Origin of the sequence: Streptomyces sp. WZ-12 (assembly GCF_028898845.1) — a bacterium.
GTDB lineage: Bacteria > Actinomycetota > Actinomycetes > Streptomycetales > Streptomycetaceae > Streptomyces.
Genome location: NZ_CP118574.1, coordinates 801,775 through 828,132 on the forward strand (window position 1 = coordinate 801,775; position 26,358 = coordinate 828,132).

At 70.3% G+C, this 26,358-nt stretch carries 22 protein-coding genes; 10 read left to right on the forward strand and 12 right to left on the reverse strand.

Annotation, left to right across the window (positions count from 1 at the left end):
* Positions 1–77 precede the first annotated feature (77 nt).
* The gene (locus PV796_RS03110; RefSeq protein WP_274911262.1) at positions 78–551 is read left to right on the forward strand and encodes a flavodoxin family protein; all 474 of its coding nucleotides are present in this window, start codon (positions 78–80) and stop codon (positions 549–551) included.
* 68 nt (positions 552–619) lie between these two features.
* Here PV796_RS03110 and PV796_RS03115 read toward each other — a convergent pair whose 3' ends face one another.
* Positions 620–1,081 carry a VOC family protein gene (locus PV796_RS03115; RefSeq protein WP_274911263.1) on the reverse strand — a complete coding sequence of 154 codons (462 nt, stop codon included), beginning with the start codon at positions 1,079–1,081 and terminating at the stop codon, positions 620–622.
* Between the two features lie 90 nt (positions 1,082–1,171).
* Positions 1,172–1,756, reverse strand: coding sequence for a helix-turn-helix domain-containing protein (locus PV796_RS03120; protein ID WP_274911264.1), 585 nt, complete (start codon positions 1,754–1,756; stop codon positions 1,172–1,174).
* 118 nt (positions 1,757–1,874) lie between these two features.
* Between PV796_RS03120 and PV796_RS03125 the strand changes: the two genes are divergently transcribed.
* The 3 genes from PV796_RS03125 (at position 1,875) to PV796_RS03135 (ending at position 4,231) form a co-directional block, all read left to right on the forward strand.
* Positions 1,875–2,711 carry an EamA family transporter gene (locus PV796_RS03125; protein WP_274911265.1) on the forward strand — a complete coding sequence of 279 codons (837 nt, stop codon included), beginning with the start codon at positions 1,875–1,877 and terminating at the stop codon, positions 2,709–2,711.
* A 142-nt stretch (positions 2,712–2,853) separates the two neighbouring features.
* Complete coding sequence (locus PV796_RS03130; RefSeq protein ID WP_274911266.1) at positions 2,854–3,567, forward strand: B3/B4 domain-containing protein; 714 nt, start codon at positions 2,854–2,856, stop codon at positions 3,565–3,567.
* Between the two features lie 475 nt (positions 3,568–4,042).
* A complete protein-coding gene (locus PV796_RS03135) occupies positions 4,043–4,231 on the forward strand; it encodes a hypothetical protein (RefSeq protein WP_274911267.1) in 189 nt (62 codons plus the stop codon).
* A 101-nt stretch (positions 4,232–4,332) separates the two neighbouring features.
* On the opposite strand, the gene PV796_RS03140 is transcribed toward PV796_RS03135, so the two are convergent.
* Both PV796_RS03140 and PV796_RS03145 read right to left on the reverse strand, forming a co-directional pair.
* On the reverse strand, positions 4,333–5,037 hold the full coding sequence (locus tag PV796_RS03140) for a DUF2470 domain-containing protein (protein WP_274911269.1): 705 nt from the start codon (positions 5,035–5,037) through the stop codon (positions 4,333–4,335).
* 352 nt (positions 5,038–5,389) lie between these two features.
* The gene (locus PV796_RS03145) at positions 5,390–6,208 is read right to left on the reverse strand and encodes a methyltransferase domain-containing protein (protein WP_274911270.1); all 819 of its coding nucleotides are present in this window, start codon (positions 6,206–6,208) and stop codon (positions 5,390–5,392) included.
* 266 nt (positions 6,209–6,474) lie between these two features.
* On the opposite strand from PV796_RS03145, the gene PV796_RS03150 reads away from it, so the two are divergent.
* Both PV796_RS03150 and PV796_RS03155 read left to right on the forward strand, forming a co-directional pair.
* Complete coding sequence (locus tag PV796_RS03150) at positions 6,475–8,442, forward strand: protein kinase domain-containing protein (protein ID WP_274911271.1); 1,968 nt, start codon at positions 6,475–6,477, stop codon at positions 8,440–8,442.
* Positions 8,443–8,473: 31 nt separating this feature from the next.
* Complete coding sequence (locus tag PV796_RS03155) at positions 8,474–9,799, forward strand: TrmH family RNA methyltransferase (protein WP_274911272.1); 1,326 nt, start codon at positions 8,474–8,476, stop codon at positions 9,797–9,799.
* A 391-nt stretch (positions 9,800–10,190) separates the two neighbouring features.
* On the opposite strand, the gene sbnA is transcribed toward PV796_RS03155, so the two are convergent.
* From sbnA to PV796_RS03170, 3 genes are all read right to left on the reverse strand, one after another.
* Positions 10,191–11,186 (reverse strand): 2,3-diaminopropionate biosynthesis protein SbnA, encoded by a 996-nt coding sequence (gene sbnA, locus PV796_RS03160; RefSeq protein WP_274911273.1) that lies wholly within the window; start codon positions 11,184–11,186, stop codon positions 10,191–10,193.
* A 210-nt stretch (positions 11,187–11,396) separates the two neighbouring features.
* Complete coding sequence (locus PV796_RS03165; RefSeq protein ID WP_274911274.1) at positions 11,397–11,693, reverse strand: hypothetical protein; 297 nt, start codon at positions 11,691–11,693, stop codon at positions 11,397–11,399.
* A gap of 111 nt (positions 11,694–11,804) precedes the next feature.
* Positions 11,805–14,435: a Pls/PosA family non-ribosomal peptide synthetase gene (locus tag PV796_RS03170; RefSeq protein ID WP_446750555.1), complete on the reverse strand. Its 2,631-nt coding sequence runs from the start codon at positions 14,433–14,435 to the stop codon at positions 11,805–11,807.
* 1,276 nt (positions 14,436–15,711) lie between these two features.
* On the opposite strand from PV796_RS03170, the gene PV796_RS03175 reads away from it, so the two are divergent.
* From PV796_RS03175 to PV796_RS03185, 3 genes are all read left to right on the forward strand, one after another.
* The gene (locus PV796_RS03175) at positions 15,712–16,629 is read left to right on the forward strand and encodes a LysR family transcriptional regulator (RefSeq protein ID WP_274911275.1); all 918 of its coding nucleotides are present in this window, start codon (positions 15,712–15,714) and stop codon (positions 16,627–16,629) included.
* 568 nt (positions 16,630–17,197) lie between these two features.
* The gene (locus PV796_RS03180) at positions 17,198–18,169 is read left to right on the forward strand and encodes a GlxA family transcriptional regulator (protein WP_446750670.1); all 972 of its coding nucleotides are present in this window, start codon (positions 17,198–17,200) and stop codon (positions 18,167–18,169) included.
* Positions 18,166–18,879, forward strand: a complete 714-nt coding sequence (locus PV796_RS03185) for a DJ-1/PfpI family protein (RefSeq protein ID WP_274911278.1) — start codon at positions 18,166–18,168, stop codon at positions 18,877–18,879. Before PV796_RS03180 ends, PV796_RS03185 begins: the two co-directional genes overlap by 4 nt.
* A gap of 124 nt (positions 18,880–19,003) precedes the next feature.
* Here PV796_RS03185 and lgt read toward each other — a convergent pair whose 3' ends face one another.
* The gene (gene lgt / locus PV796_RS03190) at positions 19,004–19,837 is read right to left on the reverse strand and encodes a prolipoprotein diacylglyceryl transferase (protein WP_274911279.1); all 834 of its coding nucleotides are present in this window, start codon (positions 19,835–19,837) and stop codon (positions 19,004–19,006) included.
* A gap of 117 nt (positions 19,838–19,954) precedes the next feature.
* On the opposite strand from lgt, the gene PV796_RS03195 reads away from it, so the two are divergent.
* Complete coding sequence (locus PV796_RS03195) at positions 19,955–20,452, forward strand: MarR family winged helix-turn-helix transcriptional regulator (protein ID WP_274911280.1); 498 nt, start codon at positions 19,955–19,957, stop codon at positions 20,450–20,452.
* A 114-nt stretch (positions 20,453–20,566) separates the two neighbouring features.
* Here the strand turns inward: PV796_RS03195 and PV796_RS03200 are convergent, their stop codons facing one another.
* The 4 genes from PV796_RS03200 to aceB all read right to left on the reverse strand — a co-directional run bounded on the left by PV796_RS03200 (position 20,567) and on the right by aceB (position 26,275).
* Positions 20,567–22,057 (reverse strand): MFS transporter, encoded by a 1,491-nt coding sequence (locus tag PV796_RS03200; RefSeq protein ID WP_342456951.1) that lies wholly within the window; start codon positions 22,055–22,057, stop codon positions 20,567–20,569.
* 134 nt (positions 22,058–22,191) lie between these two features.
* A complete protein-coding gene (locus PV796_RS03205) occupies positions 22,192–23,484 on the reverse strand; it encodes a polyprenyl synthetase family protein (protein ID WP_274911284.1) in 1,293 nt (430 codons plus the stop codon).
* Positions 23,485–24,021: 537 nt separating this feature from the next.
* Positions 24,022–24,393 (reverse strand): OsmC family protein, encoded by a 372-nt coding sequence (locus PV796_RS03210; protein WP_274911285.1) that lies wholly within the window; start codon positions 24,391–24,393, stop codon positions 24,022–24,024.
* A 274-nt stretch (positions 24,394–24,667) separates the two neighbouring features.
* A complete protein-coding gene (aceB, locus tag PV796_RS03215) occupies positions 24,668–26,275 on the reverse strand; it encodes a malate synthase A (protein WP_274911286.1) in 1,608 nt (535 codons plus the stop codon).
* Between the last annotated feature and the right edge of the window lie 83 nt (positions 26,276–26,358).

The following is a 26,358-nucleotide window of genomic DNA, read 5'->3' on the forward strand; positions in this document are numbered from 1 at the left end:
ATCGCCAAATCGACGCAACGCCAAGACCGCGGATCATCCGGCGCGACGCCACGTCGCGCAACCGAAGGAGCATCATCGTGAAGGCCATCATCGTGTGCACCTCCGTGTCCCACGGCAACACGAAGCGGGTCGCCGACGTCATGGGGCAGATCCTGCAAGCCCCCGTCGTCGACCCCGATGAGGTCGATGTGGCCGAACTCGCCACCTACGACCTGGTGGGATTCGGCTCGGGGATCTTCTCCATGCAGTTCCATCCCCGACTGCGCCAATTCGTCCAGACACTGCCAACAGCCGCGCGGGGCAAGGCTTTTGTGTTCGCCACCAGCGGCCTGCCCGAACTGCCGTTCCGGCCCTTCACCCGCCCCCTCGTCCGGCTTCTCGAACAGAAGGGGTTCGAGGTGAGCAGCAGCTTCTCGTGCCGCGCCTACGACACCTGGCTGCCGTTCAAGATCGTCGGTGGCATCAACAAGGGGCGCCCCAACACCGTCGACCTGGAGGCCGCGCAGGCATACGCCCAAGGGCTACGGGCACAGGTCCACGCGGCGTCCTGACTGGCGCGCGGCCGGGAACGGCGGACCGGACTGCGTCCGAACACCCCCGGCCGCGACGGCCATCGGCCCTACGAGACGCAGAACTCGTTGCCTTCCGGGTCCTGCATGATCCACCAGTGACCGGCCGGGCCCTGGTTCACCTCGCGGACGCGGGTCGCGCCCAGTCCCTCCAGTCGTGCCACCAACTCGTCGCGGCCGCCGGACGCACCGGGCTCGCTGTGGACGTCGATGTGCAGGCGGTTCTTACCGATCTTGCCCTCGGGCACTTCCTGGAAGAGCAGTCGGCGCCCGCGGCCGACGCCGCTGGTCGCGTCGAACGGGTCCTCGGGGTGGCGGACGGCCGCGTAGCCACGGAAGGTCTTGCGGCCGCGGTGCTCGGCGATCGCCTCCTCGCCGATGTGCCCGGCGGCCAGCAACTGCTCGATCAGGGCGCCGGGGTCCTCCACCTCGTAGCCCAGCGCCGCGGCCCAGAAGTCCGCGAGCGCAGGCGCGTTCGTGCTGTCGATGACCAGTTTCCAACTCAATGTCATGTGACTGGTTGTATGCGTTGCATGAGCTCCGCCGCAACCACAGGGCCAGTTGCGGGACGAGGATCGCAACGCGGGTCCGCAACTCGGTTGTCAGCCTGTGGGATTCGGGCCGGGCGGCAGGTGGACCGTCATGATCAGGTGGCAGGTTCCGGTGCCCGCGCCTCGGTAGGCGTGGGGGGCGTCGCCGTCGAACGTGGCGGTCTGGCCGGCTTCGACGGTGTGCTCGGTGCCGTCGACGACCAGGGTCATCCGGCCGGCGGTGACGCTGACGGACTCCACGACTCCGGGCTGGTGGGGGTGACTGGGGTATTCCTCGTCCGGTTCGAGTTGCCAGCGCCAGACCTCGACGGGGGCCGGGCCCGAGGTGGTGAGCATGAGCCGGGCCTGGCTGCCCTGTCTGCCGGTCCACAGTGGCGCCACGTTGTCCGCGGCCACGATCCGGATGTGCCCCTCGGGCGGTCCCTGCATCAGGGCGGACACCGAGATGCCGAGGGTGTCGGCCAGCCTGACCAGGGTGGCCAGGTTGGGATTGCCCTGGGCCTTCTCCAGTCCCACCAGAGCCCCCTTGCTGACCTGAGCGCGCCGGCTGAGCTCGTCCAGGGACAGTCCCGCACGGGCCCGGGCCGCCTTGACGTTGTGCGCGACCGTCCGCAGGGCGGCGGCTGTCTCGGCCACCTGATCACCATCCTCACCGTTTGACCATTTCAATGTACCGCCCGGTCGTTTGGTTGACATCGGCCGGTCGTTCCATTGTACGGTGTGGTCGCTCCGCTGAACGGTAAGGGAATGTGCTGTGATCGCTCTGCTGCTGGCCCTCGGTAGCTCACTCGCCTACGGGTGCGCTGACTTCCTCGGTGGGCTCGGCGCCCGCAAGGCGCATGTGCTGCGCACCGTGATGATCGCCGCTCCGGCCAGTCTCGCGGTCGAACTGCTGCTGTGGCCCGTGCTCGGCGCCTCGTTCAGCACCGCGGCTCTCGCCTGGGGCGCGGCGTCAGGCGTCGCCTCCGCCGCCGCGTTCGCCCTGCTCTACCGCACCCTGGCGATCGGCCCGATGAACGTGCTCTCGCCGGTGACCGCGCTGGTGTCCGCCGCGCTGCCCGTCACCGTCGGCCTGGTGCAGGGTGAGCGCCTGGCCATCGCCGGACTGGTGGGACTGCCGCTGGCGCTGATGGCGGTGGTGTTGATCAGCGCCGGACACGGCGCCGGCTCGGCGCGCCCCTCGCGCACGGCATTGCTGCTGGCCTTCGGCGCGGGTGCCGCCATCGCCCTCCAACTCGTCTGCCTGCACCAGGCACCGTCCGACAGCGGAGTGGCGCCGCTGATCGTCGGCAGGGCGGTCTCCTCGGCCGTCACCCTGACCGCGGCGGGACTGATGCGCCGCAGACTGGGCGCCGAACGGCCCGCGTACGCGGTGTCGGCGACCGCCGGCGTGTTGGACTCCCTCGCGAACCTGCTCTTCCTGCTCGCCGCCCGCAGCGGGGACCTGACCGTCGTCGCCGTGATCACCGCCCTCTACCCGGCCGGCACGGTCCTGCTCGCCCGCGGCGTACTCGCCGAACGCATCCACCGCGGCCAACTCATCGGCCTGGGCACCGCCGCCGTCGCCGTCGGCCTCCTCGCCCTGACGTGAGCGGGCTCCACGGCCCAACTAGCCCGGCACGGCCCCGTTATGGGAACGGCCACCAAAAGCCCCGTCCCTCAAGTCCCCAAGCCTTCAAGCCCTCAAGTCTTCCCACCCGCTCAAGACACCCCAACGGAAACGGAGTTCGTCGATGCCCGCCGTCCGCATTGCCCCCGCCGTCGCAGAAGCCTTCCCCGACACCCTCATCGCCCTGGTCACCGCGAGCGGCCTGCGCGGCCACGATGCCTGGCCCGACACCGCCGCCGCCCTGGAGCACCTGGAGCGGCAGCTCGCCGATGGTGCCTGGCAGCCGGCCGACGAGGCGGATCCCCGAATCCAGGCATGGCACACCGCCTACCGCTCCTTCGGTACCAACCCCCGCCGCATCCGTCCCAGCGTCGACGCACTCGGCCGCCGCCTCGCCAAGAAGGGCGCGCTGCCGCGCATCAACCCGGCCGTCGACTCCTACAACGCCGTCTCCGTCCGGCACGGCCTGCCCGCCGGCGCCTTCGACCTCGACCGGGTGACCGGCGACATCGAGATCCGCCCCGCGCACGGCACCGAGTCCTTCACCCCGCTCGGCGAGCCGGACACCGTCGAGCACCCCAAGCCAGGCGAGGTCATCTACGCGGACACCACCGACGTCCTCACCCGCCACTGGAACCACCGCGACTCCCACCGCACCCGCGTCACCGAGGACTCCGCCCACGTCGTCTTCGTCCTCGAAACCCTCCACGCCGACCGCGACGGGCACCTCGTCAAGACCGCGGCCGACGAACTCCGGGCCCTGCTCGCCCCGCACGCCGAACAGGTGGCCGTCTCCTACCTGACGTCGACCCAACCCCGGGCAACTACAACGGCCTGACCACGCCCGGGGCCGGCCACCCGACGCCCGCGGGGTGCCGACGAGCAGCGCGACGGCGGCTGACTCCTTGGCCAATGGGTGCTCCGATCAACCGTGTTCGGTGCCTCAGTTCCGGCCTTTCCCGACGCGGAAACGGGGCCGGTCCGGCGAACGTCATGGCCGCCGGACAAGTCTTTCGAGCGCGGTCGCATGCGTATGCGTATGCATTCCGTGGACGGCGCGGCGCCGCGATCCGAGGCAACGGCCCGCGCGCCAGAAGGCCGCTTTGCACGCCGTGCCCCACTGGGCCGCCATCGTGCCAGGAAACCGTCACCTTCCGTGCACACGGCGCAAGAACGTCCCAGGCCACGCCGGGGCCCGTTTCACGCCAACCCACCCCCGTAGGAGGGAACTTGGCTGATTTTCCGGTCAACGTATCGGTGATCGTTGCAGGATGTGGGCCGGCGACAATCGGACGCCAGAAAGGTCAAAGATCATGGCGGAATACGGCACCACACCGCAGGACACTGCCCGCAGCAGCGCGACAGGCAACGAGGAAGCGTGCACGGCCCCGTTCCGCGCGCCCCGGGCCGCTCGACTCACCACCGCCGTGGCCGCCGCCCACCTAGCGCCCGTCAAGCGCAGCGCCGAGGCGGCCGCCAGCGTCAACCCCTGGATTCCTTAGGCCCGTTGACTCCACCGCTGCCCGCGGCCCGAGTCGGACGGAACGCCCGGCGACTCCCCTTGCGGTGCAGCCCGGCCCAAGGCGGCCGACGCTGCGCGCGCTCACGCCAGGAGGTGACTGGTGTGGGAAATGCGGCGGGCCGTGGCCGAGAGGGCGTGGATCTGGGGACCGACCTGTTCGATGCGGGTCACCGGAGTGGTGAAGGGCAGGCGGACGTCGCGGTGGGAGCTGGGGTATTCGAGGCGGAGGGTGATCCCGTAGCGGTCCATGGCCACCGGAAGCGCGCGCTGCACACCGTCGTTGGGGACCGGGCGGACGAGCCGGAGCAGGAGCGGGACGAGTTCGGCGTGTGCGTCGACGAGGTGGGTCAGCATCTCCGCCTCGGCCTTCGCCAGCGGGTCGGGTTCGGTGCGCTCCAGTTCCTGGAGCGTGACGTAGCTGCGTCCCGCCGCGTCTTCCAGGACGGCCTGGCCGAACTCCAGGCACGCGCTCTGCTCGGACTGGGGGTCGTACGGGGCCGCCAGGAGCCCGGCCAGCGTGACCCGGGCACGCAGCCGGTCGCGCACGGGGGTGGGGGCGATGTCGGTGAGTTCCAAGCGGACCGGGACACGTCCGGTCGAGGCGGCGTCGGAGCCCTCGCCCGGGGCGTGCAGGTGGAACAGGCCCGTGCTCCCAGCACCGTTGAGACGGTGGACTTCGCTGCGGAGCCCGTCGCTCACCACGGTCATGGAGTGGGAGACGGTCAGGATCGAGCGGACGCGCTCGGCGGCGGTCGGCGTGATGGCGCGGGCACGAGATGAAGGCATCCGGCTTCTCCCAGAGCGAGCAGTGGGCTACTTAGGTTTGCCTAACCTAACCCACTGCAGTTCGGAGCGCGAGCACCCCCTCCCGTGACGACCCACGTGACGTTCACTTTCGGCCGGAGCCGTTTTGGACGGAGCGGTTTCGGACGGAGCGGTTTTCGTTCGAGCTCCGCCTCGTTGCCGAGGGAACTCAGCGGCCGCCAAGGCCCGTTCCCGCACACGCACGCATCCGCATTCACCGCTATCGCCGCATTCGCCCCAACCACCCCAAGAACGAAAAATCCCCCGAGGCAAAGCCCCGGGGGACGAACGACCCGCACCCTGCGCAGCGGAAAGAGGCGACGGGACGGCGGTGCTAGCCGACCGGCTTCCGGCCCCACGCGGAGATCAACGGCGCCGTCGCGGTGTCGAGATGTCCCGACGCGATGTTCGCCAGGTGCTCCTCGATCTCCTCGGCCGTCGCCAACCCGGCCTCGATCAGCCGCCCGCGGATCTGCCGTACGGTCGCGGCCTCCAGCGCGCTCCCGATCGGCGACGTGATCGGGAAGTACGCATCGGCCTCGACATCGACCAATCCGGCCGTACGCAGCAGCCGGGGCAGCGTCCGTCCGAAGGCGAGTTGCGCGCCCCGCTCCGCCAGCAACGCGCGAAAGCCGCGCCGGATCCGGTTCGCGAGCTCCTGCTCAGGGCCGTACTCGTCGGGGCAGGCAAGCGGTTGCAGCGCCGGATCGGCGTCCTCGACCAGCAGCCATCCGCCGGGCCGCAGGGCCCGCGCCATGGCCCGCAACGCGGCCTCGCGCTGCGGCACATGTACCAGGACGAGCCGGGCGTGCACCAGGTCGAACGGCCCTTCCGGCGCCTCGTCGGCACCCACGTCGTGCCGAGCCACCTCGTACGGCGCCCCGGCCTGCGGCATCCACGACGTGTCGAGATCGGTGGCCAGTACCCGGCCGTTCGCGCCGACCCGCTCGGCCAGCCACGCGGGGACGCTCGGACCGCCGGCCCCGACCTCCCAGCAGTTCCACTCGTCCGCAACCCCCAGCGCCCGCAGCCGCCGGAACGTCACCGGATCGAACAACTCCGACAGGGCCGCAAACCGCTCCCCCGCCTCGACCTGCCGGTTGTCGAGCAGATACCCCTTGCCGCGGGCTCCGGCCGCTTCATGGTCCGTCACCGCCCGAACATCAAGTCGCTCGACGAGCCGATGCACGGAGAGAAACCCGGCGCGAAACCCGGCGCGCGGCCGGCCGTCGCCGACCCCGCCCTGCCACCCGGGTCGGTACGCCGCCGGTTCGCCGTACCGGTGTTCCGCCGCGCCGCCCGTGACGCCTGGTCAGGCGTGCGAACCGGCAGAGGTCGCCCGGCCCGGCGCGGCGGCGGCCCCCTATGCTGGAGGCCGCCCGGCCGAGACTGACCGGGTCGACGACGCGGGAGGGTTTTGTGGCAGCGCTGGATCCGGACGACCCGCGTTCCATCGGCGGATACCAGTTGCTGGAGCGGCTGGGCGTCGGCGGCATGGGGCGGGTCTTCCTCGGGCGCTCGCCCGGTGGCCGGCGGGTCGCGGTCAAGGTGGTGCACGCCGCCCTGGTCGACCAGCCGGACTTCCGCTCACGGTTCCGCAGGGAAGTGCAGGCCGCCCGCGCGGTCAGCGGGGCGTTCACCGCACCGGTCATCGACGCCGATCCGGACGCGGCCAAGCCCTGGCTGGTGACCAGTTACATCGCCGGCCCTTCGCTGGAAAAGGAAGTCGCCAACCGGGGACCAATGCCCGCGCCCCGTGTGTTCGCCCTGGGCGCCGGGCTCGCCGAGGCGCTGGTGTCCATCCACAGCGCCCATCTCATCCACCGCGACCTCAAGCCCTCCAACGTGCTGCTGGCCGAAGACGGCCCGCGGGTCATCGACTTCGGCATCGCCCGCGCCGTCGAGGGCAGCTCCCTCACCGTGACCGGGTACGCGCTCGGCTCGCCGGGATTCATGTCGCCGGAGCAGGTGAACGGCGAGGAGATCGGTCCGGCCAGCGACGTCTTCTCCCTCGGGACGGTCCTGGCATACGCAGCCACCGGCGGAAACCCGTTCGGCAACGGTCACTTGGCCTCCCTCCTCTACCGGGTCGCCCACGACACCCCCGAACTCGACGCGATCGCCGACCCCGCGTTGCGCGCCCTCATCGCCGCCTGCCTGGCCAAGGACCCCGCCCAACGGCCCACGCCCCGGGAGCTACTGACCCGGTGCGGAGCGGGTGCGGGGGCGGCCGCGCCGGTCGCACCGCACGCGACCGACGGCGGACACGGGGCGCCGCACGGCACGGCACCCTCCGGCCGAACTCCCGCCCAAGGCGGGGGTGTTGACACCGGCAACCCGTCGCACTCACCGGGAGCGGGTGGTGCCCACGGCGCCGTCCCCGGCGGCACGGTAACCCCCGGCGCCCGGACCGAAACGGCCTACCTGGGCCAACGGCCGACCGACGGGGCAACGCCGCCGCCGATCGCCCCGCAACCCCCACCACCGGCCAGCTTTGGGACCCCGACCCCGCCGGCTCCGGTTCCCGTCACTCCGACGACGGGCCCCACGCCCACCGCTTCCCACTACGGGTTCCTCACTCCCCCGCCGGGAACGGCAACGACGCAGCCCAGCCCAACCGGCGCCGCAGCCCGACGCGGCCCCAGTCGCCGTGTGCTCCTGATCTCGGCTGCCGCCGCGGCCGCCGTCGCCGCGGTGGGCGTCCCCACGGCCCTGACTCTGACCCACAGCAACGACACCACACAGAACTCCGCACCGGCCCCGGCCCCGCCCCGGCCCGCCGACCCAAAACCCGTCGGCGCATGGCGACTTGACGAAGGCTCCGGCACCACCGCCGCGGACTCCGCGGGCGCTCACAACGGCACCGCGTCCGACGTCCGCTGGGGCGTGGGCAACAGCGGTGCCGCGCTCTTCAACGGCGTCAGCAGCCAGATCATCACGCGCGACCAGGTGCTCGACACCACTCCGGGGCACAGCTTCACGATCTCCGCCTGGGCGTACCTCACCAGCGCCAACGGCTTCGCCACCGTCGTCAGTCAAGGCACCACCGGCGGCAGCGCGTTCTACCTGCAGTACTCGGGCGCCGACCACCGGTGGGCGTTCTCCCGACTGGGCGTCCGCACGCTCGCGAGCAAGCCGCCCGCCCTCAACGCCTGGACCCATCTGGTCGGGGTCTGCGACGCCACGACCCACCGGCTCCACCTCTACGTCAACGGCGTGCAGCAGGGCACCGCCACCGATTCGAACCCCAACACCGCCCCGGGCCCGCTCATCATCGGCCGTGCCACCTTCGACGGCCGACCCGTCGACTTCTTCTCCGGCGGCATCAAGAACGTTCAGGTCTTCGACCGGGCCCTAACCCCGGACCAGGTCGCGGAATTGAATTAGGCCCGGCCGGCCCCTGTGAGAGCATCGCAGCGTGAGCAGGGCCAGGAACAGGACCGGGGCCAACAGGCACGGTGAAGACGCGGAACACTTGGGGCGCGGCGGCCAGTCCGAGGGCGATGTCGGTAGTGGGGGTACGGGTCCCGTCGCGACCTCGGTCAAGGACGAACGGCTCGCCGTGGCACGGACGTTGGGCACTCGGGCGGGGCGCGCGGCGGCCGGCGCATGCGCGTTGGAGGGGCGGTCGCTGATCGAGCAGGTGCTCGCCGCCGGTACGCCGCTGCGGGAGGTGTTGCGCGCCGAGGGCGCCTCCAGTGCCGAGGACGAGCGGTTGGCCGGGCGGTTGCAGGACCGGGGCGTGGCCGTGCACCGGGTCCGGGACGGGGTGCTGCGGCAGGTGGCCGGCACCGCGCGCCCGGTGGCGTGGTTGGCGCTCGCGGCGCTCCCGCCGGATGCCGAAGTGACCGCGCCCTGGGGCGACTTCGCGCTGGTCTGTGACGGGGTCGCCGATCCGGGCAACCTGGGCACGCTCGTCCGCAGCGGGCGGGCACTCGGCATCGAGGACGTGGTCCTGACCAACCCCACGACGGACGTGACGTCCCGCCGGGTCCTCGACGCCTCGCGCGGCACGGTGCTCACCACCCGCACGCGACGCTTCGCATCGCCTTCCGAGGCCGTCGCGGCGCTGCGGTCTGCCGGATTCCAGATCGTGGCGACCAGCCCCCGCGGCCGCCAGCTCCAGGCGTTGGCCGCGCTCGACGGGCGCCCGGTGGCCCTGGTCGTCGGGGGCGAGACCTCGGGGGTCAGCCAGGAAGTCATCGAAGCGGCGGACCTGCTGGTCGCCATCCCGATGGCCGGGGCGGTGGAATCGCTCAACGTCGGTGTGGCCGCCGGCATTTCCCTGTACGAACTACGGACGAAGAGGGTGCTCGCCGTGCTGACCGAACGCATCCGCAACAGCCTGGGCCGTGACGTCACGCTCACCGGGCGCTTCATCCGGGACGCCCTCGACCGGGCCGCGCGAGAGGCGGCCGGGCTCTCCTCGGCCCAGGTCATCGCGTTGATGGTGGTCACGGCCGAACGACGCACACCCGGGGACGAACTCCGCCGCGATCTGGGCGTGGGCGACCGTGAACTCGACGAACTGACGGCCCCGTTGACGGAACGCGGCTGGCTGGAACGGCAGGAGAACACCTACGTCCGCACCCCGGCGGGCGAGCAGGCGCTTGCCGCCCTGTGGCCCGTCCAACAGCAGGTCGAGCAGCAACTGTTGACGGGGCTGAGTGCAGATGAGCGGCAGGTGCTCCAGGATCTGCTCGGGAGGGTTCGGGCGAACGCCACCCGCATCATGGGCAGTTGAGCCGGAGGCGGACGGTGTCGTAGTGAGCTGAGGCAGCGGCAGGCCGAACGCGTCACGGTGGGTGGCCCCGACACGGTTCGCGCCGGCCGCGGCCAGTTCGGCCGTGACCGGCGTGGTGGGACCGCTCCGCGGTGAACGGGCTGCCGTCGGGTGGGCGGTCACTCCATGTACCGGGTCTTCACGAGCGGGAAATCCGCGCGTAATACCGCCCGTGTGCAATGGAGTTGGGCGGGATGGATGGGATGGATCGAACGGGCGGGTTGGGTTGGATCGGGGCCGGGTAGCACTCGGTGCGGGTGCGGTGTCTTGACGTGTCGGCCGGTGTGGAGACCGGACCGGGCGCCGGCACCGGGTCTGCGGCGATGCTCCCCTCGGGTCGGCGGCTGAGGTCTCAGGCCGATCTGAGGTCCGCGGCGAGCGTGTCCGGTGTGTCGGGGCTGAGCACCTCCTCACCGTAGAGGGCGTGCAGCCAGTTGGTCTGGTAGATGGTGTCGAGGTAGCGCTCGCCGAGATCCGGGGCGATGGCCACCGCCGTGAGGTCCGGGTCGGACTGCCTGGCCAACCACTCCTGGGCGCCGCTGACGACGGTGCCGGTCGAGCCCCCGAAGAGGAACCCGCGCCGGGCCAGGCGGTGACAGGCCCGGACGGTGTCGGCCTCCTCGACGCGGATCACGTCGTCCACGAACGACTCGTCCAGCAGCGCGGGGCGGACGCTGGTGCCCAGGCCGGGGATCATCCGGCGACCCGGCTCACCGCCGAAGGTCACCGAGCCGACGCTGTCCACCGCCACGATCTTCACCTGCCGGTGCAACTCCCGGAAATAGCGCGCGCATCCCATCAACGTGCCCGTGGTGCCCGCGCCGATGAACAACACGTCCAGGCGCGGGAAGTGACGGGCGATGGTCGGCGCGGTGGTGCGGTAGTGGGCCCGCCAGTTGTCGGCGTTGGTGTATTGGTTGAGCCATATGTACCGGTCGTCGGAGGCGCACAGTGCCTGGACATGGGCGATCCGCGCGCCGAGCAGCCCACCGGAGGCGGCCGGTTCGGCGATGATGTGCACCTGGCCGCCCATCGCCTCCATGAACCGACGCGCCGAGAGGTTGCAGCGCGCGTCCGTCACGCAGACGAAGCCGTATCCCTTGCTGGCGGCGATGATGCTCAGGGCCACGCCCAGGTTCCCGGACGAGGACTCGACCAGGATCGAACCCGGCTTGAGAAGGCCGCTCCACTCGGCGGCCGCCACCATTTCGGTCGCGGCCTTGAGCTTGATCGAGCCGGCGAAGTTGAATCCCTCGCACTTGAGGAACAGGGCGTGCCCCACCATCGACCGCAGGTCGACGTAGAGGTCCTCGACGTTGAAGTCCGTGGGGACGGAGATGACCGTCATGATGCCCCCCTCAGTGGCGGCAGTGGTCTCGGCCGGTCAGCCATGGCGGCGTAGTTCGTGGAAGAAGTCGTCGACTTGCAAGGACACGTCGAGCGGAATCGTTGAAGGGGGCGAGGCCATGCGGATGCCTTTCTCGGGTTGTCGACTGATGGGTGCCTGAGGGGTGGTGTGGTGCCACCGTGGTCTGCTGTGGTCTTCTCGGGTCCTCCCTCACCGCGATGTGGTGTGGTTCAGGTTCACGAAGGGGTCGGCGCCGTGGTGGTGGCCAGGACGGCCCGGGCCGCGTCGGCGGGGCGGGTGCGGGGGAATCCGCCAGCAGTGCCTCCGCGGCGGCGCGCCGCTGGGCGGCGGCGCCGAGCAACTGGGCCCCGCGGGCCCACCATCGCCGACGAGGTACCCGGTGGTGACCTCCGCCTCTCCGGAGAGTGCGGCGAGCACCTTGGTATAGGAGGCCAACAGCAAGACGTTCAGAGGCACTTCGTGTGCGTCGTCCATGGACTCGGTCATCGCGTTTCCTCCGTTGGTTCGTGCCGTGGCGGCGCTGCGTGCGTGTCGGCCGTGGCGAGGCGATGGTGACGGGTGTCGTGCTGGGTGAGTGACCGGTGTCCGGGGTGCCCGTCAGCTCGGTGTGGACTCGGTGACGGCCGCGCCGTGGGGTTGGGCGTTCCGCAACGGCGGTCGGCTGCCGTTCGTCGGACCGGGCGCCGGTGCGGTGTCTGTGGGTGCCGTGCGCTGGCTGCGGTTGCCCTGCGTCTGCACGGCGGGGTTCCCCGCCCACCGGGCGTTCCGGGGTACCTCTTCGCCCTTCATCAGGAAGGAGTCGGCAGCCAGTACGGCGCCCTCTTCCATCGTCACGCCGTAGTGCACCAGCGCGCCGACCCCGACGGTGCATCCGGCGCCGAGCGTGCTGTGGTCGGACTTGAAGGTGCCGTCCTCCTGAGAGTGGCACTGGATCTTGCTGCCGGCGTTCAGGGTGCAGTCGTCGCCGATGGTGGCGAGGGTTCGTTCGGTGAGGTAGCAGCCGTCGTCGAAGACCCGACGGCCGAGCCGGACGCCCAACATCCGCCACAGGACGTTCTTGAACGGGGTGCCGTTGAACGCGTTGAAGTGGGTGTCGGGCACCTTCCACAGTCGCTCTTGGTGCCAGAAGTGCGGGTCGTAGATGGAGCGCACCTGTGGTTGTAGCGGGCGGAACCGTGTCAGGCACCGTTCGACCAGGGCGTAGTAGCCGGCGGTGAAGACCATGGCGCTCACCAGGAACCCGGCGTCCAGCACGTTGCCGAGCCAGTCCTCGCGGCTGGCGGTCGCCACGCTCAGCACGGTCAGGCCGAAGAAGTGCACCCAGCGGATGAGTAGGACCAGGCCCATGGTGCGGAGGTTGTACCGGTTCTTGGCGGCCAGGCGGCTGCGCAGTTCGTCGCCGCTGCGCAGGTGGTCGAAGCGGCTGTCGCGCTCCACCGTCCGCGGGATCTCAAAGGGCGGCGAGCCCAACAGCCCCACGCCCTCCCGGATTTCGCCGTCGAGCGGCACCATCACCTTGGTGGCCAACAGGCAGTTGTCGCCGGTCCGACCGCCGGGCGGATAGGCGATGAAGTTGCCGAGGAAGTTCTGCTTGCCGATCGTGGTGGGCACGACACTGAAGGACGTGCCGGAGAACTCGGCGTTCATGATGGACAGTCCGTCGGCGACCATCGTGCCGCTGCCGACGCTGTTGGAGAACGGTGACTCGTGTTGTACGGCGCTACCGAAGTTCGAGCCGGTCTGCTCGACGTGGGAGAGGTCGTACCCCAGGCTCCGCAGGTAGTGGACGATGTAGGAACTGTCGCCGAACAGCCAGATGAAGAACTTCAGGTTGGTCATCCGCGCGACCGAACGGTGCACCGCGTAGCGGAAGCCGTACAGCGGATACACCACGCCGGGCTTGATGACCCGGTGCATCACGCGTGGGACGGTGGTCAGCACCGCCAGTCCGACGAGGACGAAGCCGAAGAACAGCACGAGGGAGAGCAGTAGGGCGTTGAGGTAGAACACCGGTGAGGTGAGAGGCTGTTCGTCCAGGTCGCCCTGGCCTCCCAGCACGGGCACGCCGCTCCAGAGCAGGGAGAAGAGCGAGATGGTCAACGGCACGGTGATCAGCAGGGTCTTGGCGAGGGTGATCACACCGAAGGCGGCTCGTCGAAGGGTGCCGCACTGGGCCGGTGCGACCCGGACGTAGTTGAGCTCCGTGGGCTGCGCCGGCGAGCCGTGCCACCGTCGGCCGGCCGGCACGGTCTCACCGCGTTGGAGAGTGGAGGTGTGGCCGAGTTGGGCCCCGTCGCCCATCGCGGTGTCGATGTCCAACACGGTCCGCTCGCCGATGAAGACGGTGCGGCCGAGGGTGACTGTGCCGGTCTGGATCCGCCCGGCGTGGGCCCGGTAGCAGAGGAAGAACGAGTCCTTGCGGAGCACGCTGCCGGTGCCGATGGTGAGCAGGTCGGTGCAGACGGGGACATGGTGGGAGAGGATCGTGACGTGCTTGCCGATCTTCGCGCCGAGGGCCCGGAGATAGAGCACATAGGCGGGGCTGCCGATGAGCAGCACTATCGGGTTGGCGTGCACCAACACCTTCACGATCCAGAAGCGCAGATACGTCACTCCCCAGACCGGGAACTCGCGGGGCGTCCACCGCCCGATGAGGATCCACTTGACCATGACCGGAAACGAGCACAGGCCGACGAATTCGGCGCTGCCGAAGGCGATGGCCCGCCCGTAGACTCCGACCGGTCCCGAACCTCTGGAAACCCAGGTGTAGCCCCTCGTGGTGGCGAGCGCGATGAGGTAGGAATACCCCAGGAAGAACGCCAACTGCGCGGCGCCACACGCCACATAGCGGACCGTACTTCCGGGGCGCGGCGCTTCTACCGGGATCTCCGCATGAGCGGTGGACACGGCTGCGGGCTCGGGGATGGCATCGGCCAATGCCGCCGCCAGGCTTCGGATCGTGGAGTGCTTGTAGACGTCCTTCATCGATACCGATGGCAGGTCGTCGCGTTTTCTGACGCGGGCACAGAAATGTGCCATCACCAGCGAGTCCGCGCCCAGATCGTCAAAGAAATGACCGTCGACCGACACTTGTTCGACGCGCATGACTTCGACCAGTAGCGCGGAAAAGTCTTTCTCCAGGTCAACCGTCGTTCCGTTGCCGCCACTTGCTGTCGACGTGGTTTCGGTCGACGCACCTCTCGCGACATCAGCGGATTCTCTACCCACCTGAGCTCCTTGAGCACCTAATGCCCGTACCTGCGGGCTGAATTCGATTCACGAAGCACGCGACCGCAATGCGTCATGGCGACGCGGTCGGCAGAAATCGCGCCGTGGCACGGCGAGTTGGCGTGCGCGAATCCGGCCCGATCATTAGGCCGTGCGCCGGCGTCACGTCCGAGCAGGAATGCCCCGGGTCTCCCCTGCACGGTCGCCGGCAGCACACCGGGCACCGACGGCCCGATCGGCGGGCTCATCCGCATCGCACCAGGTCGCACCGACCGTGGACCACCCCGACGATGCGCCGCATCGACACCTCGCGCCTGCCCCGCGCAGCCGTCGATGGAGCCGCTCACCGTTTTCCGGGGCCACTCTCCCCGCACGGCGAAGACGCCCGGCCCCCCGCCCCTAACCGAGGCCGGAAATCCTCACACGAGGACACAGCAACTCCCCCGCACCCACGGGAACACTGCGCTCCCAGCTTTCACCGACCAGCCGACGACGCAACCGAGGAAACCGCACGACGACCCATCCGCGACCCATCGCACGACCTCGAACATTCATCTCGGATCAGTTCCGACAGAAGTCGGGCGCCGGACCAAGTTTCCCGCACACAGCCTCCCCCTTTCTGATCCAACTGAACGCGATCGTTGAAGAACGTAGGGTCTATACCGTTGGCAAGCCAGCCAGGTGCAGGCCAACCAAAATTGCACACTTACGCAGAATAGAAAACGATCAAACTCGCGCCACCAAAAAGGTTTGGCCACGACATGACGCAACATGACACAGCGTCCACCACCTGCCCTTCCGCGCCCTCCCGAACTCACCAAAGCCCGGAAGTCCACCACACCATCCACTCCCGCAAAGTAAGACAAAAGCAACTATTGGGACATAGCTAGCTCAAATCAATGAATACTTATCAATGCACACAATCAAGAACTCTAGGCTTGAGTGGTGCGCCCATAAACGCTCGCCCGGACTGGCGCAAAGCAGCCGAAGCGGCAGGTATCGTGAATAAAGATTCGCCCCAGCTCCGGTAACGGCACACCCGCCCCGGTAAACTCACCACCAGGCCGCTCGGAAAATACGCTTATCGCGTCCTTTTGGCATTCTTTCCACTAGCCGAGGTGCGGCCCGGGTGAGAAGTAGATCCACATTCGCCCCTGCCGACAAAGCGCCCTGGTCACGGGATCCGCGGGCGGGCCAACCCCAGTCCAGCAATCCGACACCGGCACCATCATGAGCGCCCGACCACGACTATGTCTGCCAACTATATGATCCAGCCATGACCGATATGATGGACGATATCAGCCTGACGAAACGGTTGCTGGAGCAGTTTTTGGTGGTGGCCGAGGAGAAGCACTTCGGTCGTGCCGCGGAGCGGCTTTCCATGAGCCAACCGCCGCTGAGCCAGTCGATCCAGCGCCTGGAACGCGGCCTGGCCGTGCGGCTGTTCGAGCGCAGCCCGGGCGGCGTCCGTCTCACCGCGGCGGGGGAAGCCTTCGCCGTGGACGCCCGGCGACTCCTCGACGCACAGTCCGCGGCCATCGGGCGGGCCCGACGCATCGCGAGCGGCCTGGCGGGAGACGTCCGGGTGGGGTACGTGAGCATCCTCAGTCACCACTACCTTCCGGGACTCCTGCGCGCCGCGGCCGAGGAGTTGCCAGGACTTCGCATCCATCTGCATCAGGACTCCTCCGCCGCCGTCGCCGAGATGGTCCGCTCCGGCACCCTGGACCTCGGGTTCCTGCGCGACCCCTCACGCCTGTCAGACGAGCTCACCAGGCACGACTTCGCCGTCGAGCGGATCATCGCCGCGGTGCCGCACGACCACCCGCTGGCCGACGCCGACGAGATCAACCTGGGCTCGTTGGGCAACGAGGACTTCGTCCTGCCGGACGCCACACAGCTCCCGGTGCTGGCCCAGCAGATTCAACTCGCCTGTAGCGAAGCCGGGTTCACGCCCCGGGGCCGCGCGGTGGCCGACGACCTCACCGGCCTGTTCAGCTATGTGGCCTCCGGACTGTGCATCGCCCTGTTGCCCGAACGCCTGCGGGACTTCGCCGTCCCCGGCGTCTCCTTCGTCATGCTCCACGGCGCGTCACGGCGCCTGGAGACCACCGTGGTCGCCGTGCGCCGCCCCGAGGCGGACGCGGCGGTCCTCCGCCTCTTGGAACTCATCAGCCGCCGCATGGCCGAGTAGTCCGTCAACACGGGCCTGAAACCTGCTCACTTGGGCCGCGTCGCCCGCCAGCGGTGCGCGCCCAACGAGCGGGGCTACAACCGGACCTTAGCCAGGCTCCGGCGTGCGGCGCCTCCCCCACCACACGCAGCACCGTTCCCCTTCTCCCGCACGCCGGCCTCAGAAGACCAACTCGGCGATCAGCAGCACGAAGAACATCGCGAACGACAGGGCCACCGCGGCCGCCAGTCGCCTGTGGACGTCCCCTCAAACGACCTGACGACGCCCCGGTCTCCGTGTTCCTCCGAGCTCCCCGACCGGCGGGCGCCGCCTGGCTCCAACACTCGGGCCAATTCCCCCTCATCTTCCGACACACCTGCGGACATCACTCAGCGATTCCGCTGCTGGAAGCGCGTTGTGTACGGCCTCCGCGTCGGCCCTTGCGCCAGGGCCCCGTCGCGAAGTGGTCCCTGGTCCTTGGACGTTGTCGAGAGGACTCGGGTGTTGTCGAGAGGGTGAGGCGCGCGATGGCGCGAATCGTGGGATGCCTGTCGTTGACGCCGTTGATCGGGGCGAGCAGGCTGAGGACGTGCACCAACGCCGCATCGTGTTTGTGATTTTCGACGGGTTCCAGGCATTGGATCTGGTGGGCCCGCATGAGGTGTTCCAGTACGCGGGGACGCTGGTGGGTGGTTATGACTGCCAAGTCCTGGCGCCCGGCGCCGGGCCGGTGCGGCCGTCCAGCGGACTGTCCGTCCACGCCGGATACGGTGTGGACGCTCTCGACCCGCGTGGCATCGACACCCTGGTGGTCACGGGCGGCCACGGCGTGGACCGCGCGGTGCGGGACGGCGCGCTGGTCGAGTGGGTCGCCGCGGCCGGGGCCTCGGCCCGCCGCGTGACGTCGGTGTGCAGCGGGGTGTTCCTGTTGGCGGCCGCCGGGCTCGTCGAGGGGCGCCGGGTCACCACCCATTGGTCCCGGGCCGACCAACTCGCCCGGCAGTACCCGCAACTGCGGGTGGACTGCGACCCGATCTTCATCAGGGACGGGCGGGTGTGGACCTCGGCCGGCGTGACGGCCGGCATGGATCTCGCGCTGGCCCTGGTGGAGGAGGACGTGGGCCGGGACATCGCCCATGCCGTCGCCCAGGAACTGGTGCTCTTCCTGCGTCGGCCCGGCGGCCAGTCACAGTTCAGCGTGCCGCTGTGGTCGCGCCAGCCGTCCAGCGATCCGGTCCGGGCCGTGGTCTCGGCGATCCATGCGGATCCCGGGGCTCGGCACGGGATCGCCGATCTCGCCGGGCACGCGGGCCTGAGCCCTCGTCACCTACAGCGCCGCTTCGCCGCCGAACTCGGCATCCCTCCCGCGGCGTTCGTGGAACGGGTGCGCGTGGAGGCCGCGCGTCGGGCCCTGGTCGACGGCGAGGAGTCGGTCGAGGTCATCGCGCGTCGCTGCGGCTTCGGCACCGCGGAGACGCTGCGGCGTTCCTTCCACCGACAGGTCGGCGTCGCGCCGTCCGCATACCGGGATAGATTCCGAACCATCAAGGAGTACGCATGACGACGCGCAGGGCGCCTGGCGCGCACGGCACGACCTACGGGCTGTTGGTGTTCGACGGAGCCGAGGAACTGGACTTCGTCGGCCCCTGGGAGGTCTTCACCTCCTCCGCCATGCTCCGCGAGCAACAGGGCGGCGCGCAGCGGGACACCGCTGTGCTGATCGCCGAACGGCCAGGCACCGTCCGCTGCAACAAGGGTCTGCGGGTGTTGCCCGACCGCACCTTCGACGATCATCCGCCGCTCGACGTGCTGCTCGTGCCCGGTGGGAACGGCACCCGCACCCAGGTGTCCAACCCCGCGCTCATCGAGTGGATCCGCCGGACCTCCGCCCGGTCTGCCTGGACCACCAGTGTGTGCACCGGTGCTCTGCTGCTGCACGAGGCGGGCCCGGCCCGTGGCCGCCGGGTGGCCACGCACCATGCGTTCGAGGACGCCCTTCAAGCGCGCGGAGACATCACCGTGGTCCGCGACGCGCGCTACGTCGTCGACGGCCAACTGGCCACCAGCCAGGGCGTGTCCGCCGGAATCGACATGGCGCTGTGGCTGATCGGCCGGCTGCACGGCCGCGACCACGCCCGTGCCGTGCGCCGCTACATCCAGTACGAGCCCGCCCCGCCCTACCTCGCCGACGAGCCAAACGAGCCGGCCGGGATGGCCGGGATGGCCAGGACGAGCGGGCCGGCCGACTCGGAACAGCCGACGACCGCCTGAGCGAGGGGACAGTCGGGGGGGAAAGCCAACGTGGCGGCCGACTGCAAGTCGACCGCCACTGTCCCATCCGACAACCAACGCCAACGCCGATCCGCAAACGCCCGGCGCGGCGCGCCTCATGGGGTCACGCGTCGTCGCCCCCGGCCGTCTTCTCGGACGCGTCGCGCTGCCGGCGCCGGGTGGCGATCAGGTAGACCGCCGCCGCGAGGAAGAGCGCGAGGGAGACCCAGTCGTTGAGGCGCAGGCCGAGGAAGTGGTTGGCGTGGTCGATGCGCAGCGCCTCGATCCAGGCCCGGCCGGCCGTGTAGGCCAGGACGTAGCAGGCGAACAACCGGCCGTTGCGGAGCCGGTAGCGGCGGTCGAGCCAGAGCAGCAGGGCCATCACGCCGACGTCCCACAACGACTCGTACAGGAACGTGGGGTGGTAGAACGCGACGTTCTCGTAGCCGGGCGGTCGGTGCGCGGGGTCGATGAGCAGCTTCCACGGCAGTGAGGTGGGGCCGCCGAAGAGTTCCTGGTTGAAGTAGTTGCCCCACCGGCCCATTGCCTGGGCCAGCACCAGGCCGGGCGCGGCGGCGTCGGCGAAGTCCGCCATTTTGATGCCGCGTCGACGGCAGCCCAGCCAGGCACCGAACGCCCCGAGTGCGACGGCCCCAGGGATGCCCAGGCCGCCGTCCCAGACGTACAGGGCGCGGATGGGCTCGCGACCGGCGCCGAAGTACAGCTCCGGGTCGGTGATGACGTGGTAGAGACGCCCGCCGAGCAGGCCGAACGGCACGGCCCACACGGCGATATCGGCGATGTCATCGGCGACGCCGCCGCGCGCGGCCCATCGGCGGCGGGTGAGCCACACCGCCGCGAAGATCCCCGCGATGATGCAGAGCGCGTAGGCCCTGATCGGCACCGGACCCAGGTGCCAGACCCCCTGCGAAGGACTCGGCAGATATGCCAGAACCATCAACTCGACCACTCTCGACGTCAGACCCGGAAATGTTCCGGTGCGGGACCGCTCGACAATACATCGGGCACCGAAGCTCTTGGTCGTCGCACCGGACTCCGCGGTTAAAGTCCTCCCATGCCACGTCAGTCCCGCCCCGATTGCCCACCGGCCTCGCCCTCCGAGGGTTCCACGGATGCCCGTCTGCTCACCGAGGCCGTGACCCGACTGCGTCGCGCGCTGCGCGCCTCCATCCGCACGGACTATCCGTGGGAGCAACTCCCCATGGCCCAGGTCGAGTTGCTCCAGGTCCTCGCGGAGCACTCCCCGGCCCGGGTGAGCGATCTCGCCGCCCGTCAGCGCCTCGCCGCCAGCACCGTCAGCGGGCTGATCGGCCAGATGATCAATTCCGGGCTGGTGGCCCGGGGCGTCAATCCGTCCGATCGCCGGGCCTCCGTCGTCACCCTCACCGAGGCCGGCCGGACCCAGCTCACTGCCTGGACCGACGCTCATGAACGCCGCCTCGACGACGCGCTGGGCGCGCTCGGCGAGGCGGATCGCGCAGCCGTCCGCGCCGCCCTGCCCGCCCTGCTCCGCATCGCCGGGCATCTCGAAGGCGACGAGGCCGGCACGTAGCCGGAGCTCCGGGTGCGCCGTGCGTGGGTTGGGCCTGCCCTGCTACTCCTCGTTGGGGCGCCCAGAGGTCAACAGCCCTCCCTCGACGGCGAGATGACCGGCTCACCCCGCCGCTCAGCTGCGGTCCGGATGCCGTTCGCCGTGGTTGGCGGTGCGGCCGGCCTGGCGGTGCGGCTCGGCGGCGGACTGTCGGGCGTTCCGGGGGCCCAGTGCGGCGGCGACAGCGGAGAGCACCGCCGCGGCCAGCAGGACCAGCAACGCCCAGCGCGCACCGTTCAGGCCGGTGGCGCCGAGCGGAGCCACGTGCAGGGCGAGGGTGACCAGCGCGACGCCGAGCGCGGTGCCCAGGCCGCGGGCCATGTTCACCAGGCCCCCGCCGGTGCCCGAGGAGCCGGTCGGAATCGCGCCCATGATCAGCGCGTTGTTGGCCGGCGTGAACGTGCCGAGCCCCAGGCCCAGCAGGACGAGGACGGGGGGCAGGGTCCCGGGCGCCATCGGGACGGCGAGCATCGCGGCCAGCGCGCCGACGCACACCAGCGCGCCGAGGAGGCAGCGACCGCGGTCGGACATGCCGGTGGGCAACAGGCGGTCGGCGGCGGTCGCGCCCAGGGCGAAGCCGGCGGGCAGTGCCGTCAGCACCAGTCCGGCGACCAGTTCCGGCGTGCCGCCCGTCGTCAGTGCGATCGGCACCAGGACCAGCGGGCCGAAGAGGACCAGGTAGCCGCACAGCGCACCGACCAACCCGGCCGAGACCGTCCGCACCCGCAGCAGCGCCAGGTCCAACAGCGGAGCGGCGGCGCGGCGCTGCCGGACGACGAAGGCCCATCCCGCTGCGCCGGCCACGACGAACAGCAGGGCGACGCCCCAGCCAGGCACCGGGAGCCCGGAGGCGGCCGAGACCCCCAACAGTGCGGAGGTCGTCGCCAGGGCCAACAGTCCCAACCCCGCCCAGTCGAACCCCGGGGTGCGGTGGTGGGCGCGCGTCCTGGGCAGCAGGTAGTGCCCGGCGATCAGGGCCACCAGCCCTATGGGCACGTTGACGCCGAACACCCAGCGCCAACCCAACGTCGAGACCAGGGCGCCGCCCACGGTCGGGCCCAGTGCCAGGCCGAGCGCCTGCGCCGCGGCCTGGACGCCCAGCGCGGTCCGCATGCGGTTCGGTGGTGCGCTCGTGGCCACCAGGGCCACGCTGTTGGCCTGCATCAGTGCCGCCCCGGCTGCCTGGAGGACCCGGAAGCCCACCAGTGCGCCGAGCCCGGGGGCCAGGCCGCAGGCGGCTGATGCCACCGTGAAGACCACGAATCCGTAGAGGTACATCAGCTTGCGGCCGTGGGCGTCCGACAGCCGGCCCATCGGTACGAGCAGCGCGACCAATGTCAGCAGGTACGCCAGAGACACCCACTCCACCGCGGCCAACGAGGCGCCGAACTCGGCCCGCAGGCTGCCGTAGGTCAGCGTCACGATGCTGGCGTCGAGTTGCCCCATGAAGGCCCCGAAACAGACCGTCGCCACCGCCAGCCACCAAGCATGGGGGTAGGCGCGGATGCGCTGCGGTCGCGGCCGCTCGCGGGACAGTGCCTGTAGCGCGGAGCGGGATCGAGGCATCGGCTGATCGGTCACGCTTCCCCCTGCTCCACGGCTTGAGGCTCTCCCACCCCTCAATTGTATCGGCATCCGAACTATTTTGTTACCGTCGGGCTAGTCGCACCCCGGGCGCGGGCCGTGCGGAGGTATCCGTGTCAGGTGTTCCACGTGCGGTGGACGACGGCGGTGGCCGCCTCGGCGAGTGCGGCGGTGTGTGGGGAGTCGGGGAGGTACGGCCGCACGGCGGTCCATGCCTGGTCCAGCAGTGCGGTTGCCTGCTCCTCGCACCGTTGGACGGCTCCGCTGGCGTCGATCGTCCGGGCCGCGCGGCGTACGGCGCGCTCGTCCGGCTCGGCCTGCAAGGTGCGCCAGAGGGTTTCCGCCTCGTCGCGCGGCAGCAGCGTCACCGTGTGGGCCAGCGGGAAGGTGACCTTGGCGTTGTGCAGGTCCTCGGCCACGCGCTTGGTGGCCCGGTCGCGATGTATCACACCGCGCAGGTCGCTCACGTCGTCGGTGATCTGGTAGGCGAGACCGACGGCCTCGCCGAACTCCCCCAGCGCGGAACGCTGTTGGGGGGTGGCACGCCCGGCGAGGGAGGCGATCTCGCACACCGCACGGACCTGGGCGCCGGTCTTCAGCCGGTGGGTGAGCGTCAGCATGTTCAGCAGCGGCTCCGGGTCGCCGGTGGCCAGCGCCGCGGTCATCTCCTTTTGGTGGCCTTGGATGTCCAGGGCCTGCCCGGCGTGGGTGGCGCGCAGGTTGGCGAGGTAGGTCTCGTAGACCGCCAGGCGGAGTTCGGCGTCGCCGGGGAAGCAGCGCCGGATGGCCCGGTCGACGCTGAAGTAGGCCGCGGTTCCCGCGTTGATGGCGGTGGCCTCGCCGAAGAGCATGTGGGCCGCCGGACTTCCGCGCCGGACCGGTGAGGTGTCCTCCACGTCGTCGACCATCAGCGAACCGGCGTGCCCCATTTCGCAGGCCGCGATGAGTTCGGCGTAGTGGTGCGGGCTGACGCCGTAGATCTCCAGGACGCGGGCCATGAGATGGGCGCGCCAACGCTTGCCACCGGCGTCGAGGAGGTGGCGCACCGGTGAGATCAGGGCCGCGTGTAGCCGGAGGTCGCGTTGCGTGGAGTCGGCGTCGTCGGGGGGAACACCCCCCTCCCGGCCCATCAGTTCGGCGCTGAGTGCCGGGCCCGGGGTGTCCGGGCACAGCCGCCCGAGCCCCTCGTGCAGCGCGGCGGTCGCCTCGACCATGGCAGCGGTGCGCGCCGCGCCGACGTCAACGGGGCCGTCGCGCCTGGGGGGTTCGGCTGATGCGGCGGGCGGGTGCGGCCCGTCGTGCCGCGGGAGGTCCGCTGTGTCCCGTACGCCCGCGGAGAGCGGCTGAGGCCCGCCGACCCGCGCGGCGCCGAGCCGGGGGCCAGGTAGGGAGGACATTTCATCGGGCATGGAATGCTCGCTCCGTTGCGAGGGAAATCGTGCCGGAATACTGGCCAATTGGCCCCGGCGACCGGTACCCGGAAGCCCTTTGTCCGCGGGTTGCTGGACCTGGTCGCCGGCTGCGCCAACCGTTCGGGGCGGCTGGACGCTGTGGAGCGTATCAGCGAAATCCGTATCACAGGAGAGCAAATTCGGGGGAATCGTCTTGTTTCGGGCTGACGCAAGGTGTGAGAGTGATACGCCGCAGGTCGGCCCGTACTTCCATACGACTTAACGGTTCGGCGAGTTCGTGCTCGCCGGCGCCGACCTCTTCTCGGATCGGGGGCGAAACATCGGGGGCGAAACAATAGGGCCGCTCACCCTTGCCACTTTCCGGAAACGTCATTTCAGCTCCGACCGCATCCACCCACATCCGTCCGCGGAGGAGTAATGCCGAGAGAAATGCGCAATGTGGTCAAGGAGTTCGTCAGCAGCGGGGGATTGCCGGATGGCGTGCGAGGCGGCCGTCGTGAGGGCCGTGGTCGACGCGGGCCGCGCGGTCGCGGGTCAGGACGGGTCGAAGGACAGCGGCTTGCTCAGGGTCGTGCGGACCGGTGAGCAGGCGAGGCGTTCGAGGACCGCGGGGCGGTGCGCCTCAAGCTCCGGGGCGAGGAGGAGTTCGTAGTGGAAGCGGGTCGCGGTCTCCTCGCGCTCCAGGCGGACCCGGACGCTCACCTCGGCCTCGGCGGCGCCCAGTTCGGCCAGCGCCATCCACGCCGAGATGGTCATGCAGGTGGCCAGGGACGCCTCCAGCAGTTCATGGGGGCGCATGCCGGTGGTGCCGCCGACACCCGCCTTGAGCGTGTCGGCCAGGCCCTCGTTGTCACCCGCGCGGAACCTGACCTGCCAGGGCGTCGGTAGCGCCGCCGCCTCGATCACCGTTCTGCCTCCCTGCCGGAAACCGCTGCGGAACGACTCAAGTCACCCGGGCCCGGCCCAAGTTGGCTCACGTCAGCTCAGGGGAGCGTAGCGAGTGGCTTGAGGCGCGAGAAGGGGTATCCGGATGGTGGGATGGGTGATGGTTCGGGCCGCGCGGCGGGGCGGGCCGTTCGTCGAACGCGACGGGGCGCGGGGCAGGTTGTCGGCCTGCTCCGCGCCCCGTTCCACAGCAGCCGCGCGGGGTCCCTCAACCCCTGCGGCGAACCCGGGCCCCTCAGCCCCGGTCGTCGGTGGGCAGTTCCCGCTGGACGAGGTGGCGGGGGTAGGCGTCCGTCGTGAAGAAGGCGGGCAACTCGGCGGTCAGGGCGGTGCGTTGGAAGAGTTCCCGGACCTCTTCGCAGGACGCCCAGGGGTACTCGGCGCCGAGGGAGGCGATCTCCTCGTCGAGCATGTGCAGCACCGTCTCCCGGTCGACGACGCGGTGTCGCAGCCACTGCCAGACCTGGGCGCGGGCGATCTCGGCGGTCGCGGCGTCCTCCATCAGGCCGTTGAGGGCGACGGCGCCGCTGCCGCGGAGCCAGGCATCGAAGTAGCGCACCGCGACGGCGATGTTGGTGCGCAGCCCCTCCGGGGTGGGCGGGCCGCTGATCCGGCGCACCGAGAGCAGGTCCCGCGCGCTGACCTCCACGTCGTCGCGGGTCCGCTCGATCTGGTGCGGCCGGTCCCCGAGGACTCCGTCGAAGACCTCGCGGCAGACGGGCACGAGGCCGGGGTGGGCGACCCAGGAGCCGTCGAAGCCGTCCTCGGCCTCGCGCTCCTTGTCCAGTCGGACCTTGGCGAGCGCGGCCTGGTGGGCGTCCGGGTCCTTGCTCGGCACCTGTGCGGCCATGCCGCCGATGGCGTGGGCGCCGCGCCGGTGGCAGGTCTGGACGAGCCGTTCGGTGTATGCCCGCATGAAGGGGGCGGTCATGGTCACCTTGGCGCGGTCCGGCAGTTGGAAGTCGGTGCGGTGGCCGAAGGTCTTGATCATGCTGAACAGGTAGTCCCAGCGGCCCGCGTTCAACCCGGAGCTGTGCGCGCGCAGTTCGTGGAGGATCTCCTCCATCTCGAACGCGGCGGTGATCGTCTCGATGAGGACGGTGGCGCGGATGGTGCCTCGGGGGATGCCGAGCAGGTCCTGGGCGGTGACGAAGATGTCGTTCCAGAGCCGGGCCTCGTAGCGGTTCTCCAGCTTCGGCAGGTAGAAGTACGGGCCGTGGCCGGCGTCGATCTGGCGCTGGCCGCAGTGGAAGAGGTAGAGGCCGAAGTCGACGAGGGCCGCGGGGACCGGGGCACCGTCGAACTGAAGGTGCTCCTCGTCGAGGTGCCAGCCGCGCGGGCGGACGACGATGGTGGCGAGCCGATCGGGGGCGCCGAGCCGGTATTCCTTGCCGTCGGGGCTGGTGAAGTCGATCCGGCGGTCGAGGGCGTCGCGCAGGTTCAGCTGCCCGTTGATGACGTTGTCCCAGGTGGGGGCGGTGGCGTCCTCGAAGTCCGCCATCCACACGCGGGCGCCGGAGTTGAGGGCGTTGATGGCCATGCGGCGGTCCGGCGGTCCGGTGATCTCCACCCGGCGGTCGGTCAGGCCGGGGGCGGGCGGGGCCACCCGCCAGGTCGGGTCGGCGCGGACGGCGGTGGTGACGAGGGGGAAGTCGAGCGGGGAACCGGTGGCCAGGCGCAGGGCCTGCCGGCGGCGTTCCTTCATCAGGTCCCGCCGCCGCTCGGCGAACGCCGCCGTCAGCCGGCCTACGAAATCCAGTGCCTCGGGCGTGAGGACCTCGTCGTGGCGCGCCCCCGGGGCGGCGAGCACACGGACGGATCGGGGCGGTGCGCTGAGGGACATCGGGTTCTCCTGAGGGAGGGTGGGGAGCGGGGCGGACGGGGCAGGCGTCCGCCCCGCTCGGCCGAGGTGGACCAGAGGAGTCG